At 28.3% G+C, this 17,520-nt stretch carries 17 protein-coding genes; 11 read left to right on the forward strand and 6 right to left on the reverse strand.

Features of this window, described 5'->3' with window-relative positions; genetic code table 11:
• The first annotated feature begins 1 nt into the window (after position 1).
• From mobA to ACTCCZ_RS04910, 8 genes are all read left to right on the forward strand, one after another.
• Positions 2 to 574 (forward strand): molybdenum cofactor guanylyltransferase MobA, encoded by a 573-nt coding sequence (gene mobA / locus ACTCCZ_RS04875; protein ID WP_079578799.1) that lies wholly within the window; start codon positions 2 to 4, stop codon positions 572 to 574.
• A 100-nt stretch (positions 575 to 674) separates the two neighbouring features.
• The gene (locus tag ACTCCZ_RS04880; RefSeq protein ID WP_079578801.1) at positions 675 to 2,144 is read left to right on the forward strand and encodes an NAD(P)/FAD-dependent oxidoreductase; all 1,470 of its coding nucleotides are present in this window, start codon (positions 675 to 677) and stop codon (positions 2,142 to 2,144) included.
• Between the two features lie 19 nt (positions 2,145 to 2,163).
• A complete protein-coding gene (locus ACTCCZ_RS04885) occupies positions 2,164 to 2,817 on the forward strand; it encodes a c-type cytochrome (RefSeq protein WP_079578803.1) in 654 nt (217 codons plus the stop codon).
• A 521-nt stretch (positions 2,818 to 3,338) separates the two neighbouring features.
• Positions 3,339 to 5,783, forward strand: a complete 2,445-nt coding sequence (locus ACTCCZ_RS04890) for a molybdopterin-containing oxidoreductase family protein (RefSeq protein ID WP_079578807.1) — start codon at positions 3,339 to 3,341, stop codon at positions 5,781 to 5,783.
• Positions 5,784 to 5,785: 2 nt separating this feature from the next.
• Positions 5,786 to 6,424 (forward strand): 4Fe-4S dicluster domain-containing protein, encoded by a 639-nt coding sequence (locus ACTCCZ_RS04895; RefSeq protein WP_079578809.1) that lies wholly within the window; start codon positions 5,786 to 5,788, stop codon positions 6,422 to 6,424.
• Between the two features lie 2 nt (positions 6,425 to 6,426).
• Positions 6,427 to 7,689, forward strand: a complete 1,263-nt coding sequence (locus tag ACTCCZ_RS04900) for a polysulfide reductase NrfD family protein (RefSeq protein WP_079578811.1) — start codon at positions 6,427 to 6,429, stop codon at positions 7,687 to 7,689.
• 22 nt (positions 7,690 to 7,711) lie between these two features.
• Entirely contained in the window at positions 7,712 to 8,908 is a 1,197-nt protein-coding gene (locus ACTCCZ_RS04905) for a rhodanese-like domain-containing protein (protein WP_079578813.1), read from the forward strand.
• 32 nt (positions 8,909 to 8,940) lie between these two features.
• The gene (locus tag ACTCCZ_RS04910; RefSeq protein ID WP_079578815.1) at positions 8,941 to 9,261 is read left to right on the forward strand and encodes a cytochrome C; all 321 of its coding nucleotides are present in this window, start codon (positions 8,941 to 8,943) and stop codon (positions 9,259 to 9,261) included.
• A 65-nt stretch (positions 9,262 to 9,326) separates the two neighbouring features.
• Here ACTCCZ_RS04910 and rplT read toward each other — a convergent pair whose 3' ends face one another.
• The 4 genes from rplT to thrS all read right to left on the reverse strand — a co-directional run bounded on the left by rplT (position 9,327) and on the right by thrS (position 12,443).
• Positions 9,327 to 9,686: a 50S ribosomal protein L20 gene (rplT, locus tag ACTCCZ_RS04915; protein ID WP_079578817.1), complete on the reverse strand. Its 360-nt coding sequence runs from the start codon at positions 9,684 to 9,686 to the stop codon at positions 9,327 to 9,329.
• Between the two features lie 87 nt (positions 9,687 to 9,773).
• A complete protein-coding gene (gene rpmI, locus ACTCCZ_RS04920; RefSeq protein WP_079578819.1) occupies positions 9,774 to 9,971 on the reverse strand; it encodes a 50S ribosomal protein L35 in 198 nt (65 codons plus the stop codon).
• A 124-nt stretch (positions 9,972 to 10,095) separates the two neighbouring features.
• Positions 10,096 to 10,638, reverse strand: a complete 543-nt coding sequence (gene infC / locus ACTCCZ_RS04925; protein ID WP_079578821.1) for a translation initiation factor IF-3 — start codon at positions 10,636 to 10,638, stop codon at positions 10,096 to 10,098.
• Entirely contained in the window at positions 10,635 to 12,443 is a 1,809-nt protein-coding gene (gene thrS, locus ACTCCZ_RS04930) for a threonine--tRNA ligase (protein WP_079578823.1), read from the reverse strand. Before thrS ends, infC begins: the two co-directional genes overlap by 4 nt.
• Before the next feature lie 123 nt (positions 12,444 to 12,566).
• On the opposite strand from thrS, the gene ACTCCZ_RS04935 reads away from it, so the two are divergent.
• Complete coding sequence (locus ACTCCZ_RS04935) at positions 12,567 to 13,079, forward strand: hypothetical protein (RefSeq protein WP_079578825.1); 513 nt, start codon at positions 12,567 to 12,569, stop codon at positions 13,077 to 13,079.
• A gap of 16 nt (positions 13,080 to 13,095) precedes the next feature.
• Here the strand turns inward: ACTCCZ_RS04935 and ACTCCZ_RS04940 are convergent, their stop codons facing one another.
• Positions 13,096 to 14,616: a DUF3373 family protein gene (locus ACTCCZ_RS04940; protein ID WP_079578827.1), complete on the reverse strand. Its 1,521-nt coding sequence runs from the start codon at positions 14,614 to 14,616 to the stop codon at positions 13,096 to 13,098.
• 186 nt (positions 14,617 to 14,802) lie between these two features.
• Positions 14,803 to 15,126 (reverse strand): cytochrome C, encoded by a 324-nt coding sequence (locus ACTCCZ_RS04945; protein WP_079578829.1) that lies wholly within the window; start codon positions 15,124 to 15,126, stop codon positions 14,803 to 14,805.
• A 92-nt stretch (positions 15,127 to 15,218) separates the two neighbouring features.
• Here ACTCCZ_RS04945 and ACTCCZ_RS04950 point away from each other — a divergent pair, with 92 nt between their 5' ends.
• Together ACTCCZ_RS04950 and ACTCCZ_RS04955 are read left to right on the forward strand one after the other, a co-directional pair.
• The gene (locus tag ACTCCZ_RS04950; RefSeq protein WP_079578831.1) at positions 15,219 to 16,547 is read left to right on the forward strand and encodes an NFACT RNA binding domain-containing protein; all 1,329 of its coding nucleotides are present in this window, start codon (positions 15,219 to 15,221) and stop codon (positions 16,545 to 16,547) included.
• 135 nt (positions 16,548 to 16,682) lie between these two features.
• A complete protein-coding gene (locus ACTCCZ_RS04955) occupies positions 16,683 to 17,426 on the forward strand; it encodes a complement resistance protein TraT (RefSeq protein ID WP_079578833.1) in 744 nt (247 codons plus the stop codon).
• Positions 17,427 to 17,520 lie beyond the last annotated feature (94 nt).

Raw genomic sequence — 17,520 nt, forward strand, 5'->3', positions numbered from 1 at the left:
TATGAAACCACAATTTGATATACCTTGTATAATTTTATGTGGTGGGAAAAGCTCAAGAATGAAAGAAGATAAATCTCTTCTTCCATTCGCAAATGAAACCTCTTTAGCAAAATACCAATACAATAGATTAAAACCTTATTTTAAAGAGATATATCTTTCTTGTAAAAATAATAAATTCGATTTTGAAGCAAACTTACTTTTGGAAGATTCTTCTATTTACTCTCCTATAGTTGGCTTATCAAATATTATAAATAAAACAAATAGTTATGATAAATTCTTTTTGATAACTGTTGACACACCTTTGATAAAAATAGAATCAATTAAAGAGTTGATAAATCAAAGTGAAAATTATGATATTACAGTAGCACAAACAAAAAGAGTTCATAATTTATGTGGTGTATTCTCAAAAGATATTAAAAAGGTTGTGAATAGTATGCTTTTAGAGGACATGCATAAAATATCTTTTTTATTAGACTCTGTTAAAACAAAGATTGTAAAGTTTAATAATGAAGATGAATTTATAAATCTCAACCACCCAGAAGATTATAAAAAAGCTTTGAGTATTATAAGTTAGATAAATATTAAATATTATTCGTTTAAGTTATAGTTAAGTACTATATTATTTACTTTTAGTTATGCTTCTTTTATAAGATAAATTTATAAAAGGAAGCAACATGGCAAATAAAGAGCTTAATGACGCATTAGATTTATTAGACTCTAAATTAAAAAAAGAGGGTATTTCTAGAAGGGATGCTTTTAAAGTAGCAGGTTTAGGCTCAGCTGCATTTTTAATGGGAGGAGATGAAGCCCAAGCAGCAACAACTGCAAAAGCTAGTGATGTTAAAGCAAAAATTGTAATTGTTGGTGGGGGACTTGCAGGTGTTTCTACTGCTGCTAAATTAACAAATTCATTATCAAATCCTGATATTACTATAATTGAACCAAATCCAAAATCAGTATCATATCAACCAGGAAATACATTAGTAGCATCTGGAGTTTATGAAAAAGAAGATGTTATGTATGACACAAAAGATTTTATACCAACTGGAGTAAAACATATATCTGATAAAGCAGTAGATTTTGATCCAGAGAATAATAAACTAACAATTGGCTCAGGCGAAGATATTTCATATGATTATTTAATTGTTGCAGCTGGATTATCTCTTGATTTTGGAAGAATCAAAGGCTTGGAAGATATTGGTGAAGCTAAAACAGTTGGTAGTGCTAAAAAAATACTTGATACTTTTGCTGATTCTGGAGTTTGTTCAATATATAATGTAGATAGTTCAGTTAAAACATGGGAACAAATGCAAAAATTTGTTGAAGCTGCTAAAACTGGATCAAAAAAAATGCAAGGAGTATTTACTCATCCTAATACAGCAATTAAGTGTGGTGGTGCTCCTAAAAAAATAATGTATCTTACTAATTCAAGATTAGTAGAAGCAGGTGCTAGAGAAAATGCAGAATTAACTTTTTATCCAAATGGTTCAACTATGTTTGGAGTTAAAGAGTATCATGATGCTATTGTAAAGCAGTTTAAACAAAGAGGAATGAAGTGGAATTATAAACATAACTTAACAGGTGTTGATTTAAAAAATAAAATTGCAACATTTGATAAAAAGTGGCTTGAAAAAGGTGCATGGGATGAAGACTTAGAAGAGTATGATATGATTTTAAAACATCAAGATGTTGAAGTTCCTTTTGATTTATTGCATATTACTCCTCCTATGAAAGCACCTGATGAAATTGGTAATTCTGCTATTGGTTCAGGAAAAGGTTATGTTCCTGTAAATAAAGAGACTTTGCAACATGTTAAATATGATAATGTATTTGCAATAGGAGATATTGCTGCTGTTCCAATGGGAAAAACTGGTGGAAGTGTTAGAAAACAGTATAAAGTTCTAGTAGATAATCTAATCTCATTAATGGAACAAAAACCTTTAACTTCAAAATATGAAGGATACACAGTTTGTCCTTTAATTACTGATATTGGGAAAGTAATGTTGGCTGAGTTTAACTGGACAAAAAAACCAACTCCATCATTTCCTTTAGATCCTACTCAAGAAAGATATATTTGGTGGTTATTAAAAGTATATGCCTTAAAACCTATGACTATGTATGGCATGTTATCAGGTAGAGCTTAATTTATTAAAAGGAATTAAAATGCAAGTAAATAAAACACTGTATCTAGTTTTTATGATTGGTTTTTTGACATCTGGATTATATGCACAAAATAATAAATATACAGCCAAAGAAGTATATACATTAATGTGTTCTAAATGTCATGGAATAAATGCTGAGGGTAATATTGAAAAAAGTGCTCCACCTTTAAATAATATTGATTTAAATGAATTAGAGATAAGTCTATTTGATTTAAAAAGTGGAGCTTCATATCAATCTTCAGGTACAAATCATGATGTAATGCAACATAATATGAAAGTAATTATACAAAAAGGTATGAATTACGATTCAAAAGAGATGGCAAACTATATATTTTTTAATTTTAATAAAGATGCAAAAAATTATAAAAAAGATAGAAAATACACTGTCTCAGAAATATATGAACAAATGTGTTCAAAATGCCATGGTAAAAATGCACAGGGTATTGCAAGTAAAGATGCACCAGCTCTTAATAATAAGTTATTACATGACTTAGAATTAGAATTGGTTGATATCCAAAATAAAACACTTACTCAATCATCAGGTACAAATCATGATATTATGGAACGTAACCATTCAATCATAGAGAAAAAAGGTATGAAATATACTCCTAAAGAAATGGCAGAATATATTAATACTAATTTTTATAACAAATAAAGCAGTTATCTGCTTTATTTAAATTGAGACAAAATGAAAAATCTAAAAAAATTAACAATATTGTATATGCTTGTATTTATATTATCTTCTTTTATAATACATAAAAATATGTGGCTTAATTCTCCAATATCTCACTTAAAAGCTTTATTTCACCACTCATTACCTTACCATCCCTTACTTTACTCATTTTTAATATTTTTATTAATAGTTATCTTTATTCTTTTTATACAACTTCTTATAAAATTTTTTAGAAAAATCTTAAAAAACAAGTAATAATAATATCTAGGGATAAAAAAACAATACAATAATTTTTTCTTATAGAAAAAAAGTTCTATATAGACTCTATATTATAAGAAAAAAATATATCTAATATTAAAATAATATAAAATTTACTTATAAAATTGAAAAAAATAAAGAAATTATGAAAAAAATAGTGAATATTCATTCATAAATAAGAATAATTTATATTAAACTGTGCTAAAGTTATAACATTAACAAATAATATTAAGAAGGAGTGAGAAATGCAAGTTGAGATTTCAAGAAGAAAATTTCTCCAAGGAACGGTTGCATTATCAGTAATTGCAAGTTCAAGTGCAATTTGTAAAGACACATCAAAACAAGATAAAATGAGTCTTGGTACAACAAAAACATCAAACAATAAAGATGTTAAACTTATACCAACTCTATGTGAAATGTGTGTTAATAAATGTGCTGCATATGCAAGGGTTGAAAATAATATAGTAACTAAACTTGAACCAAATCCTCATTTTCCAAAATCACAAAATATGCTTTGTGCTAGAGGAAATGCAGGTATTCAAGCACTATATGATCCTGATAGATTAAAATATCCATTAATTCGTATTGGAAAAAGAGGGGATGGAAAATATAAAAGAGTAACTTGGGATGAAGCATACTCTTATATTAGTGAGAAAATGACTAAAATCATAGATGAAGAAAAAGATAATAGATCATGTTTTGGTTATTGTGCTGGTGAGGGATTAGCTGAACATACATTTAAAACTTTTATGTCAAATAAAATTGGTTCATCAAACTTTGTAAATCATGCTTCTATTTGTTTACAAACTGCTGTTTCTGGATATGCTTTAACAATAGGAAAATATGGACAAGCAGATTTGCAAAATGCAAAATATGTAATTATGGCAGGTGCAAATAGAGCAGAAGCAATACTTACTCCTGATACAATGGATATTTTTAAAAGAACAAGAGGAAGAGGAACAAAACTTGTTGTTGTTGATCCAAGATTTACAAATACAGCAATACACGCAGATAATTACCTTGCTATACAATCAGGAACTGATTTAGCTTTTGTTTTAGCATTGACTTATCATGTAATAAAAAATGAACTTTATAATAGAACTTATGTAAAAAATAATTTCTCTAATTTTGATAAATATAAAGAACATGTTCTAAATAGTGAATATACTCCAAAATGGGCAGAAAAAATTACAGGAATTCCTGCAAGTGAAATAGAGCAAGTTGCCCAAGAGTTTATGGCAAATGCACCACAAGCTATTTATTATCAAGGTAGAAGATCAACTTGGACAAAAAATGATTTCCAATTAAGAAGAGCACAAGCAATTTTTACTGCACTTGGAGGAGGAATTGATATAAAAGGTGGAATAGTTTTTGGTAAAAAACTACCTCTTGGAAGTCATTATGTAAATGCTCCTTTGTATTCAAATCCAAAAGCTAGAATAGAAAAAGATGAAGCAGCAATTATTGGAGGAAGTGGTTCATGGATTGCATGGAGAAATATGATTGTTGAAGAAAGAACACCATATCCAATAAGAGGAATGTTTGTGTATAAGCAAAACCCTGTACTTTCAGTTCCAAATACTAAAAAAACAAAAGAGATGTTTGAGAAAATGGATTTGGTAGTTGTTATTGATACAATGCCAAGTGATACAGCTATTATGGCTGATGTTATTCTTCCTGAGTGTACATATTTAGAAAGAGAAGACCCTGTAAAATCTTTTCCTGGAGTTGAACCCTCAATTGCATTAAGAAAAAAAGTAATTAATCCTATGTATGAAACAAAGCCAGTAATTGAAATAATACATGGACTTGCTAAAAAATTATCTAAACCATTATTTGAAATAAGTAAAAAATATGATGAAGATTTACAAGATGAGTTAGAAGGATTAAGTAAAGAAGAGATTGAAGAGTTATATGAAGATAATGGATATAACTTAGCAGATGCCTTTGAACATTCACAAGAACATGTAAATAAAGAGATGTTTTTAGAAAAATATAATCAAGAAGCATGGGAAATATTAAATACAAAAGGTGTGTTTTATCCAAAAATGTTAAGTAGCTTTGAAAAAATTGATAATAACTCTTTTAGATATTATAAAGAAAAAGATAAATTTTTCACAGTTGTAAAATTAGAAAATAAAGAAGATTCAGATGATATTGATACATGTATAAATCCAAGAGATATTGCTGAAATTAAAAGACTTTTTTCAACACCAAGTAAAAAGATTGAGTGTTATTTAGAGAATCTTACAAAAAAAGGTATTGAACCAATGCCTGTATGGCATCAAGAAGATTTTAAAGAGATACCAAAAGGTAAGTTTAAATTTATAACAGGTCGTCATGCTCAATTTACACAAAACTCAACAGCAAATAATGTAATGCTATTAGAGTTAATGCCAGAAAATTATGTTTGGATAAATGAAAAAGACGCTAAGAAAAAAGGGATTAAACACGCAGATTTAGTAGAGATAAAAAGTAGTGTAGGAACAATACAAATAAAAGCATTTCCTACTGATAAAATAGTTGCAAATACAGTTTTTTATATTCATGGATTTGGCTCTAACTCTTCTGGTATGACATTTGCAAATAGAAATGGAGCAAGTGATAATGAGATAATTGAAGATGAAATAGAACCAGTATTTGGTAGTGCAATTATGCATGAAACTATTGTTTCAATTAGAAAGGTTTGATTATGAATTATGCGATGGCTTTAGATTACCAAAATTGTATAAATTGTAAAGCATGTGAAACTGCATGTAAAGAAGAAAATGGTGTACAATTAGGTGCAAATAAACAAAGAATATGGGTTGGTATTGTTGAGGGAAGTATTTTTGATAAGTCTTTTATTAATTTATACCCCTCTCAGTGTAATCATTGCGAAACTGCTCCATGTGTTAGTGTATGTCCTACCAATGCTAGTTATGTTGCAGCAGGTGGAATAGTTCAAGTTGATTATAAAAAATGTATCTTATGTAAAGGTTGTATGGAAGCTTGTCCTTATGATGCTAGATTTGTAGATGATACAAAAGTTGCTGTAGATAAATGTACATTTTGTGATCATAGAATTGAAGAGTATGGAACAACAGCTTGTCAAACAACTTGTCCAACAAATGTAAGAATGTTTGGAGATTTAGATGATGATAATAGTGATTTAGTAAAACTATTAAAGAAAAAGAGATTTTTCTTTTTAAAAGAGAAATCAAATACACGACCAAAACTTTTTTATATTGTTCCTGATTCAGAAAACTATGCAAGACAAAGTATCTCTCATGAAACTAAAATATATACATGGGATGAGTATTTAGAAAAATATAGAGGGGTAAGGGGGTAATTATGGAAAAGTTTACAATTGCAGGGCTTGAGATAAATAAAGCCTCTTTTAAAGATATGTTTTTAAATAAAATAATGCTTTTATCATATGTATTAATAGCATTTGCTATATATGGAATATATGAGATTTATGAATTAAGATATTTTACAAAAGTTGCATCTACTCACTCTATGAGTTTAGACCCTTTTAATCCAGAATTAAAAGAAGCTTTAAAAAGTGCAATATTTGGAAATGTAGGTGAAGTAAGTAGAGAAGTTCCTTGGACACTATTTATATCAAACTATATGTATATGATTTATACAGGAAGTGGAATTATATTTTTAGTTGCATTAGCAGAATTATTAAACTTTAAAATTGTAGAAAAATTAGCTGCTTCATTTATGGTAGCAGGTCTTGCTATGGTTTTTGCAGGATTGTTTACAATTGCAACTGATTTAAATATGTTAAATATGAAATGGATGTTTTTAGATCCAAATACAAATGCTGGTATGTGGTTGATGTTACCACTTTATCTTACATATATTCCATTTGTATTATTTGAAATATATTTAATACTTACAAATAAAAGAGAATTAGCAAGAAAACTTGCTTTTCCTATTTTAATTTTAAGTATTGGTGTAGACTTAGTTGAGTATTACATTCAAGCAAAGCTATTTTCTATGAATACAGCAAGACATTTATGGACAGAATTTCCTGGATTAATGTGGTACTTTATAATATCAGCATTTGTATCATCTTTAGGTGTAATGGGAATATTATCATATTTAGTACATAGAAATAAAAAAGGTTATAAAGAGTTAATGTCTTTAATAAGAAAAAGTATGCTTTTTTTCTTGTATTTATTAGCTATTTATGAAGTAGTAGGTTACTTAGTAATTGATAAAGATTGGGCATTTATAATATTATTTGGTGAATTTAGAGTGTTATTCTTTGGAGGATATATTCTTTTTGCCCTTGTTTTACCTTTTTTACTTTTAGTAAAACCAGATAGATCATACATAATACCAGCTTCAATCTCAGTAATTATAGGAGGATATATCGGAAGATACTTATTTGTTTATGGAGGGAATGCAAATCCTTTAACAAATAGATTTGGTGTAGGATATGAAAAGTATGACTTTTATAGTTTGACAACAAATTTCAATTATGTTAGCCCACATTTGGGTGAGATATTTATTGTTGTAGGTTCTGTTGGAGTTGCTATATTTATATTTAAATTAGTTGATACTCTATTTTCAATTACTAAGCAAAGAGATGTTCATTAATAACACAATTTAAGGAGAAGTTATGAAAGTTACAAAGTTTTTAGTAGCGGTTGCTTTAACTGCTAGTTTATCTGTTTCAGGTGCATTAGCCGCACAAGGACAATCACTTGAAAATGCAAGTGCAAAAGTGCAAAAGTTAATTAAGAAAAATGATTTAAAAGTAGTAGATTTTGAATATACAAAAAAAGCAGTAAATGGTGGAACAAAAACTACTGCAAAATCTATTTTAGTTGATGCAAGACCAGAAGCACAATATAAAAAAAGTACAATTCCATCAAGTATTAATATACCTGATACAAAATTTAAAGAGTTTGTTGTTCAGTTAAAAGATACTGCAAAAGATAAAGAACTTATTGTATTTTGTGGTGGATGGAAATGTGGGAAAAGTCCAAAAGTTGCAGTAATGCTTAAAAAAGAGGGTTTTAAAAATGTTGTACTTTATCAAGCAGGTGAACCTGAATGGGCAAAGAAATCGTATACAGAAGTATCTATAGCAGTTGCAAAAAGTGTACAAGCTAAAAACTCAGGATTAATTGTAGATGCAAGACCTTATAAAAAAACATTACAAGAAACAATTCCAGGAGCTATTGCAATTCCTGATACAAAAATAGATTCATTAATTGGAAGATTTCCTTCTAATAAAGATGAAAAAATTCTTGTATTTTGTGGTGGGTATAGTTGTACAAAATCACATAAAGTTGCAAATAAATTAATTGAAACTGGATATACAAATGTTTCTGTTTATGCAGGAGGCTTACCAGAATGGAAAAAAGCTGGATTAGCAACAACAGCATCAGGGGCATCAAAAATTACAACTGAAACATCTGATACAAAACCAAAGTTTAGTAAAAATGGTGTTATGTTAGGTTTAGATGAGGGAACTGTTGATGGTGAGTGGATAAAAAAACTTATTTTAGAAAACAAAGTACCAGCAAATATTCAAATTGTTGATGTTACATCAAAAGAAGAGTTTAAATCAGGACATTTAATTGGATCAATTAATATAACAGCAGGTGATTTAACTGCAAAAGAGTTATATGAAAAATTACCAAAAGATAAAAGTGTTATATTTAATTGTACAGCAGGTGGAAGATCTTTAGAAGCTTGGACAAAACTACAAGAAGCTGAGTATGACTTATCAGAGATATTCTATTTTGATGCAAATATAGATTGCAAAGGTAATGATTGTAAAATTGAAGTTAATGAGCCATTAGGTTAAAAATAGAAAATAAATTAAAAAAAGGATATTAAATGTTAAAAAAATTATTAAAAGCAACAGCAGTTTGTCTTATTGCAAGTTCAATGTTTACTATATCTGCACAAGCAGATGCACTAAAAGGTCAAAAAATTATCATTAAGAAGTTAAAAAAAGATTGTGGATTTACAGGAGCTGTATTAGCAAAAAAACATACTCAAGATGAGTGGAAAGCTAAATTTGAATCAAAAACTTTAAATGATGAAATATTGGAAATTTGTCCTAAGGCAAAGCCACTTAAAAATAGTTATTTACCACATGTATATGACTTCTTATATAATTATGCAAGTGATTCAGGAAATGTTCCTTCTTGTTAATAAGAAATAAAAAAAGGAAGATGAGTAACTCATCTTCCTTTTAAATATTTAATTTGCAAATTTAATTATGCTGCTAAAGCATCTTTTGCTTTTACTACTAATGATGCGAAAGCTTCTGCATCATTCATTGCCATATCAGCTAAGATTTTTCTATCTAATTCAATATTAGCTAATTTTAATCCATTCATGAATCTTGAATAATTAATATCATTTAGTCTACAAGCAGCATTGATTCTTATAATCCAAAGCTTTTTGAAATCTCTTTTCTTTTGTCTTCTATCTCTATAAGCATATACTAATGAATGCTCAAGTTGCTCTTTGGCTTTTCTAAAGTGTTTTCTTCTACCACTAAAAAAACCTTTGGCTTGTTTTAATATTTTTTTATGTCTTTTTCTTCTAACTACACCAGTTTTAACTCTAGGCATATCTTTCCTTTCTTTACCATTATTTATAGGTGTCGATTATTTAATCGAACTTATCCACAATTGTGGAGGGACTAAGTAATTTTTTTATTACGCTTTGTTTAACATTTTTTTAACTCTTGCAGTATCAACAGATGCAACAGTTTGTTCGCTTCTAAGATTTCTTTTTGTCTTAGGGCTTTTTTTAGTTAAAATATGGCTTCTAAAAGCTGAACCTCTTTTAATTGAACCATTTTTTTTCACTTTAAATCTCTTTAAAGCTCCACTATTAGATTTCATCTTTGGCATTGTGGAATCCTTTCTTTAAATTTGCATTTTCATTATTATTGAAAAAGTTTGTGATTTTACTTAAATTTAGCTTAAAATAAGTTTAAATATATGTAGTTTAGAAGAGAAAAACTCTCTTCTAAAATTAAGAATTACTTTTGTCTTCTTTTTTAGGAAGAACCATCATATTAACAAATCTTCCTTCTTGTTTAGGTTTTGCATCTCTTACCCCATAATCTTCAAGCATTGGCCAAATTCTTTCAAGAACTTCTGCACCAGCTTCTGGGTGTGCCATCTCTCTACCTTTTAAGAAAACTCTACATTTAACATGGAAACCTTTTTCAAGAAATTCAATAGCATGTTTAACTTTATAGTTAATGTCATTATCTGCAATTTTAACAGAAAATTTTACTTCTTTAACAACAATAACTTTTTGTTTTTTCTTTGCTTCTTTTTTCTTTTTCTCTTGTTGGTATTTAAACTTACCATAATCCATGATTTTTGCAACAGGTGGTTTAGCCGTAGCTGCAATTAAAACCAAGTCTAGCCCTAGTTCTTCAGCAGTTGCAAGTGCATCTCTTGTTGGAATAATACCATAATTAGTTCCATCATCAGATGTACATCTTACTTCTTTTGCTGTAATGTTTTCGTTCATTAACACTTCGTCTTTTTTATTGTTTCGACTCAAACTTCACATCCTTTTTTAATTTTTTCTAACATTGAAATAAACTCCTCTTTAGACATATTAGATTGCTCTCTCTTTCGTCTGTCTCTTAACGCAATAGAGTTGTTTGCCACTTCTTCATCTCCAATAACAACAATCATTGGTACTCTTTGTTTTTCTGCCATTCTAATTCTTTTATTTAAACTTTCGTTCATATCAAAAATTTTAGAATCAATATCATTATAAATAAGCTCTTTTTGCAAAGATTTTGCATATTCTACATGAGTATCTGCAATTGGAACAAAGATTACTTCTGTTGGAGCAATAACAAATGGAAACTCTCCAGCACAATGTTCTGTAAGAATACCAATAAATCTTTCAAAAGAACCTAAAATTGCTCTGTGAATCATCACAGGTTGTTCTTTTTCACCTTTATCGTTTATATATTCTACATTAAATCTACTTGGTAAGTTCATATCAACTTGAACTGTACCACATTGCCATTTTCTACCAATAGCATCAAGAATCTTAATATCGATTTTTGGACCATAAAATGCCCCTCCACCTTCATCAATTCCATATGGCAATTTATTTTCATCTAAGGCATCCATAATACCTTTTGTTGTTTTTTCCCAAAACTCATCATCACCTATTGCTTTTTTAGGTTTTGTTGATACTTCCATTTCATATTTAAAATCAAATAAAGTTAATAGTTTATCAACAAATTCTAAAACTTCAATAATAACATCTTTTACTTGTGCTTGAGTACAGAAAATATGTGCATCATCTTGAGTAAACTCTCTTACTCTAAAAAGCCCATGCATTGCTCCACTCATTTCATGTCTATGAACAACTCCATATTCAAAAAGTTTTTTTGGTAAATCTTTGTATGAAACTAAATCATTTTTGAAAATTTGAATATGACCAACACAGTTCATAGGTTTAATACCATACTCTTGTCCATCAATTTGTGTTAAATACATATTCTCTTTATAGTTTTCATAGTGACCAGATGTTACCCATTGTTGAGCTTTTAAAATCTCAGGACCTCTTACAGGTTCATAACCTCTTACTCTATGCGCTTTATAAAGAATTTTTTCTAATTTACTTCTAAGTCTTGCTCCATTTGGTAACCACATAGGAAGACCAGCTCCAACTTCATCATTAAATGTAAATAGTTCAAGCTCAGTTCCAAGTTTTCTATGATCTCTTTTTTTTGCTTCTTCAAGCATTCTTACATGATCATTTAACTCTTTTTTATCAAAAAATGCGATTCCATAAATTCTAGTAATCATTTCATTTTCTTCATCACCCCCAAGATAAGCACCTGCTACTCTTGTTAGTTTAAAACTTCTAATCATTCTAGTATTAGGAACATGAGGACCTCTACATAAGTCTTCAAAATCACCTTGTTTATATACTGTTAAGGTGTCATCAGTAATATTTTTTAATACTGCTTGTTTAAGTTCATCGTTTGCAAACTTTTTTAGAATTTCATCTTTGGTTGTTTCATATCTTTGAATTGGTAGCTTTGCATTTGCAAGCTCTTTCATTTTCTTTTCGATTTTTGGTAGATCTTCATCTGTTATTTTAGAATCCACTTTAAAATCATAATAAAATCCCTCTTTTACAACAGGACCAACAAAGAATTTAGCTTCTGGATATAACTCTTTAATCGCTTGTGCCATAAGGTGTGCACAAGAGTGTCTTAATATTTCTAAAGATTCAACAGAGTTATCATTTCTTATCTCTTCTCCAGTTATATTTAAAGCTTCCGCAGTTTGAAGGTCATAAATTTTACCTTCACTTAATACACCAATTGGTTCCAATAATTTCCTTTTCTTAATAAATTTTGCATTTGCAATTTTATAGAATTTCGTACATTTTAGCGCATTTGCACTTAAATTTAATCTTAATATTAGGTTATTAATAAATTTTAGGTAGAATATGGAATGATTTTAAACTTATCGAAGATAAAAACAGAAGCCTTATTATTGTTTTGCAAAGATTTAATAACTACATATAAAGATAGTAGTGAAAAGATTTTTGATATAGATGAAAAAGTTGATAAATATATTAATTCTATAAGTGAAGATATTTTAAAACAGATTAATAATGTTACTTTTGATAGTGAGCATTATCTTAAAAATAGAAATCATTATAGAATAAAAGCAGTTTTAAATGCATATAACTTTATAAATAAAGAGATATCAAAGTATTTAAGTAAAAATAGTACTTTTAATCCAGCTATGTTGTATTTAGCATTGCTTGCTGTATGGTTTAAAGAATTAGATAAAGAAAGAGATTCCAAAGAGTTTATTTATTTTACAATTTTCCCTTATGCAAATATGTATGATAAACTTTTATTAGAAGTAAAAGATGAAGAGTTTAGAAAAGTAAATATTGCTATGATGAATATTGCAGAAACTACAATTATAAATTTAGATAGAGTCTCTTTAAAATAAGACTCTATCTACAAAACTAGAATCTATATCTAACATTTGCTGTAATATTTTGTGCTTCTTCAACATTATTATCTCTAATATTTGTTGGCTCACCTAAGTCTCCAAAGAAACCATTACTTCCTGCATAATCATATTTTATATGCGTATATCTAAGAGAAAAACTTAAAGCATCAGTTAACTTTTGATTTCTATAAACTTCCCATGCAGTACCACGCGCTGCTATTTTACTTCCAGCCATTGTATCTTCACCATAAGTCATAGGTCTCCAGTATTTACTGCCTTTATTCCACTCAATTCCTACTCTTGCACTATCAGTTATTGGACAAGGCATATTTGCTCCAATCCAAAATGAGTGACCAGTTTCAGAATCTGTAGAACCAAGCATAGCATTACCTCCATCAGGACTTGTTTTACTCATGGCATATGAGGCAAAAACAGTTGTATCATCTAAAAAGTCTGAAATTCCATTTCCAATACCCCATGCTTTAAACATAATAGTAGCTAATTGAATATCTCCAAAGTTATCAAATTTACCTGTTGTTGGACTTGCATTTCCTTTATTGTCAATACTCCCTTCCATTCCTATTAAGTTCCAAGCTTTTGCATAGTTCATATGAATAGAGTATTGCCCATCATCATATGGTACTAAAATAACTCCAGCCATATCAACATTTTCTGATGTATCACCATCTTTCATATAATCTAAACCATCAGCAGAGAATCTAAGTTTTGCATTTGTAAGACCTCTTCCTGCACAAAACTTAAGCCACATACCACTAACCCCTGTTATTTTATCAAGATTAAATCTCGCACTAGCTCCATCAAACTCAACATTTACAGTGTGTGAAAGTGCTGATTTTCTACTTTGATCAGCTCTAAAGTTTATTCCTAAGCCATCAGTTGAAGGTCTTCTTCCAACACTTACAGTCCAAGAAACATCACTATTTCCTAAAAATGAATCATTTTTATATAACCAATAAGCCTCTTTTACTTTTAGACTATTATCATTTGTAGCAGCTTCATTTGTAACCCAATCAAAGTTGGCATTATTTGGAGTTCCTCCATCAGACATGATGTCAGCTCTATTATCTCCAAAAAGTTTGTTATATGATAGTGTTCCATAAAAAATCGAGTTATCATCAGCTTGAAACTTCATGCCTAACCAAAGTCTATTTGAAAAAATTGCTTCATTTGAAACTTTTTTACCATTTCCTAATTTGTATTGAACATTGTCATATTGAGTTCTAAAATCAATATCCCATTTTATATTATCACCAGCATCATGTGCTTTAACATCTTGTATTTTTCTTGAATTTCTATCAACAGTTTTCTCAAGTTTTGTAAATCTTTTATCTGTAAAGCTTTTTTCTAGATTAGATACTTTAGTTTCATTTGAATTTAGTTTTGTCTCAAGCATTTGTATTTGTTTTTTTAATAGTTGTATTTGTTTAAGCATTTCATTATTTGATGTATCAGAAGCAAATAAAGAACTACTTAATGCGACAGCTGTAGAAAGCCCTATTATAGTCTTTTTCATTGATTGTTCCCTTTGTGTCTTTGTAATATAATAATTAAAACTTATAATATAAAGTTTTATTTATCTTATGATTATTATATAACTATAGCTTTTAATAGGTGCTTAATATAGTATTAGTTTATCTTATGATAAATATAAAAAAAGGGAAGTAACATAAGCTACTTCCCTTAAAAATATTTTATAAAATTAGCAAGAAGGAACATTTCCTGAATCATTTGCATAATCATATGCAAAATCAAAAAGATGATCTTGCCAACTTTGTTTAATCGAACCTTTTTTTACTTTTGGACATATTTTAATTATTTCATTCTCGAAATTTCCAGAGTCTTTAATCTTCTTCCATTCATCTTGTGAATGTTTTGCAGCGAATTTATCTCCATTCATTCCACAAGGAGATTTTAATTTTTTAATAAAAATCTTTTGTCCTTTTCTTGAATCAGCAGATGCTGTTGATGCAGCTACTCCTAGTATTAATGCAGCAGCAAGAGCAATTTTTGCGAATTTTGTCATTGTAATTTCTCCTAATTTAAATTTGGGTACAATTATATTTTATTAATATAAAAAACCAAGACGAAAATATTATAACATAAAGTGAATTAATTGTGAAGTACTTTTTATTAAAACAAGTAGTAGAATATTTGAAAGAAAACGCCCATATTATAAAGCTTATAAAGCGAATTGACAATAATATAATTATAATTGAATTTAATAATAATAACACATTATATTTTGACATGACTAAGGGGCAAAGTCTAATTTATAAGAAAAAAGATAGAGTAAATACTAAAAAAGATTATAATGCACCTTTTGATGTATTGCTTCAAAAAAGGTTTACAAATTCAAAAATTGAGTATGTAAGTATATACAATGAAGATAAAGTAATAAATATTAAAGTGAATTCATCTTCTTCTTACAAGAAGCTAACAACAATTTTACAACTAGAATTTACAGGAAAACATACAAATATTATTATTTTAGATGAAGATAGAGTAGTTTTAGAAGCATTAAGACATGTTGATGAGCTCTCTTCAAGTAGAATTGTAAAAACAGGACATAAACTAGATGAGATACCAAGGCAAAAGTTTCAGTTTGTACAAGGACATGAAGAGAATATTGAAGAGTATTTATATAAAGTTTATGAAATAAAAGAACAAAACTTTTTAGATAACTTAAAAAAACAAAAAATAGTAGGAATACAAAAGAAATTAAAAAAACTTAAAAATTTAATTGATTCACTTCCTCAAAAAGAAAAACTAGAAGAAGAATCAGATGTATTATATAAAAATGCAAGTATAATTTTAAGTAATTTACACAATATTAAACCTTACCAAAAAGAGCTAGAAACAATTGATTATGAAGGAAATCAAGTAAAAATCGATTTACAATCTAATATGAATGCCTCAACATATTCAAATGAATTATTTAAAAAAGCAAAAAGATTAAAACAAAAAGCACTTAATATCTCAATTGAAAAAAGTAGCTTAATGCAAAAATATGAATTTTTATTAAAAATGAAATCAAATGTACAAAAATGTACAAATATTGATGAATTAGAGTTTTTATTACCTAAAAAACAAAAGAATCAAACAAAAACAGTAAAACAACAAAATTATGAAAATTTCTTTTTTAATGGCTATAAAATAATGCTAGGTAGAAATGAACGAGAGAATATTTATTTATTAAAAAACTCAAAAGCAAGTGATTTTTGGTTTCATTTAAAAGATAGAACATCTTGCCATGTAATAGTTCAAAATAGTAAAAAAACAATTCCAGATGAGGTAATAATAAAAGCAGCCCAATTATGTGCAAAGTTTTCAGTAGAGTTTTCAGGAAACTATTTAGTTGATTATACACAAAGAAGAAATGTAAAAATTCAAAGTGGTTCAAATGTTTTATATAATCCTTATACGACAATTGAAGTTGATATATAATGATTTATTTTAAAATATAATTTTTTTATGAGAAAATAAATAAATAATGAATTTTTACTTAAATATATCTTTATTTTTTAGAATATTTTATGACTTTTTTGATAATATTTCATGACCAATATCAAGGAGGAAATATTGAAAAGTTATGTTAAAATTGGATTACTTACTTTAAGTTCAATTTTTATTATCTCGTTATTTACAGGTTGTGGAGCTTTACATACGGCAATTAAGAAAAGAAACTTAGATGTTCAAACAAAAATGAGTGACTCAATTTTCTTAGAGCCAGTTGCTCCAGAAAAGCAAATCGTTTATGTAAGAGTTAGAAATACTACTGATAAAGCTATCGATGTAGAAAGTGAAGTTAAAACTGCTTTTGAAAAAAGAGGATTTAAAATTACTAGAAATCCAAAAGAAGCACAATTTATGGTTCAAGCTAACTTACTTCAAGTTGGTAAAAGTGATGCAAGAACAGCAAGAAGCGCACTAGAGTCTGGATTTGGTGGAGTTGTTCTAGGAGCAGGAATCGCAGCTGCAAGTGGAGCAAATAGTGCTAAATCATATGCAGCTGGTGGACTTATTGGTGGTTTAGTTGCTTCTGTTGCAGATGCAATGGTTGATGACACTTATTATACAATGATAACTGATGTAGAGATTAGACAAAGACCCTTAGAAGGTGAAACAATTATTCAAAATGCAAATGCCAATTCAAAACAAGGTATGTCTGCAAATGTTAATCAAAAAATCAATACTAAAAATGCAAGATGGAAAATCTTTAGAACAAGAGTAGTTAGTACAGCAAATAAAGTAAACTTAGAATTTACAGAAGCAAAACCTAAACTTGTTGAGGGATTAACTAGATCTCTTTCTGGTATTTTATAATATAAGAAACCTAATTTTAGGTTTCTTATTATTACAACTAAATTTCTACTTAAATTACTTAAACTTATTTTTCACCAAATCAAAAGTGATAACA

This window comes from Malaciobacter sp., from assembly GCF_055140965.1.

What these genes read in the sequence shown, in the direction of transcription:
- mobA (WP_079578799.1), top strand. Translation starts at nt 2, where the DNA reads ATGAAACCACAATTTGATATACCTTGTATAATTTTATGTGGTGGGAAA.
- ACTCCZ_RS04880 (WP_079578801.1), top strand. Translation starts at nt 675, where the DNA reads ATGGCAAATAAAGAGCTTAATGACGCATTAGATTTATTAGACTCTAAA.
- ACTCCZ_RS04885 (WP_079578803.1), top strand. Translation starts at nt 2,164, where the DNA reads ATGCAAGTAAATAAAACACTGTATCTAGTTTTTATGATTGGTTTTTTG.
- ACTCCZ_RS04890 (WP_079578807.1), top strand. Translation starts at nt 3,339, where the DNA reads ATGCAAGTTGAGATTTCAAGAAGAAAATTTCTCCAAGGAACGGTTGCA.
- ACTCCZ_RS04895 (WP_079578809.1), top strand. Translation starts at nt 5,786, where the DNA reads ATGAATTATGCGATGGCTTTAGATTACCAAAATTGTATAAATTGTAAA.
- ACTCCZ_RS04900 (WP_079578811.1), top strand. Translation starts at nt 6,427, where the DNA reads ATGGAAAAGTTTACAATTGCAGGGCTTGAGATAAATAAAGCCTCTTTT.
- ACTCCZ_RS04905 (WP_079578813.1), top strand. Translation starts at nt 7,712, where the DNA reads ATGAAAGTTACAAAGTTTTTAGTAGCGGTTGCTTTAACTGCTAGTTTA.
- ACTCCZ_RS04910 (WP_079578815.1), top strand. Translation starts at nt 8,941, where the DNA reads ATGTTAAAAAAATTATTAAAAGCAACAGCAGTTTGTCTTATTGCAAGT.
- rplT (WP_079578817.1), bottom strand. Translation starts at nt 9,686, where the DNA reads ATGCCTAGAGTTAAAACTGGTGTAGTTAGAAGAAAAAGACATAAAAAA.
- rpmI (WP_079578819.1), bottom strand. Translation starts at nt 9,971, where the DNA reads ATGCCAAAGATGAAATCTAATAGTGGAGCTTTAAAGAGATTTAAAGTG.
- ACTCCZ_RS04935 (WP_079578825.1), top strand. Translation starts at nt 12,567, where the DNA reads ATGATTTTAAACTTATCGAAGATAAAAACAGAAGCCTTATTATTGTTT.
- ACTCCZ_RS04940 (WP_079578827.1), bottom strand. Translation starts at nt 14,616, where the DNA reads ATGAAAAAGACTATAATAGGGCTTTCTACAGCTGTCGCATTAAGTAGT.
- ACTCCZ_RS04945 (WP_079578829.1), bottom strand. Translation starts at nt 15,126, where the DNA reads ATGACAAAATTCGCAAAAATTGCTCTTGCTGCTGCATTAATACTAGGA.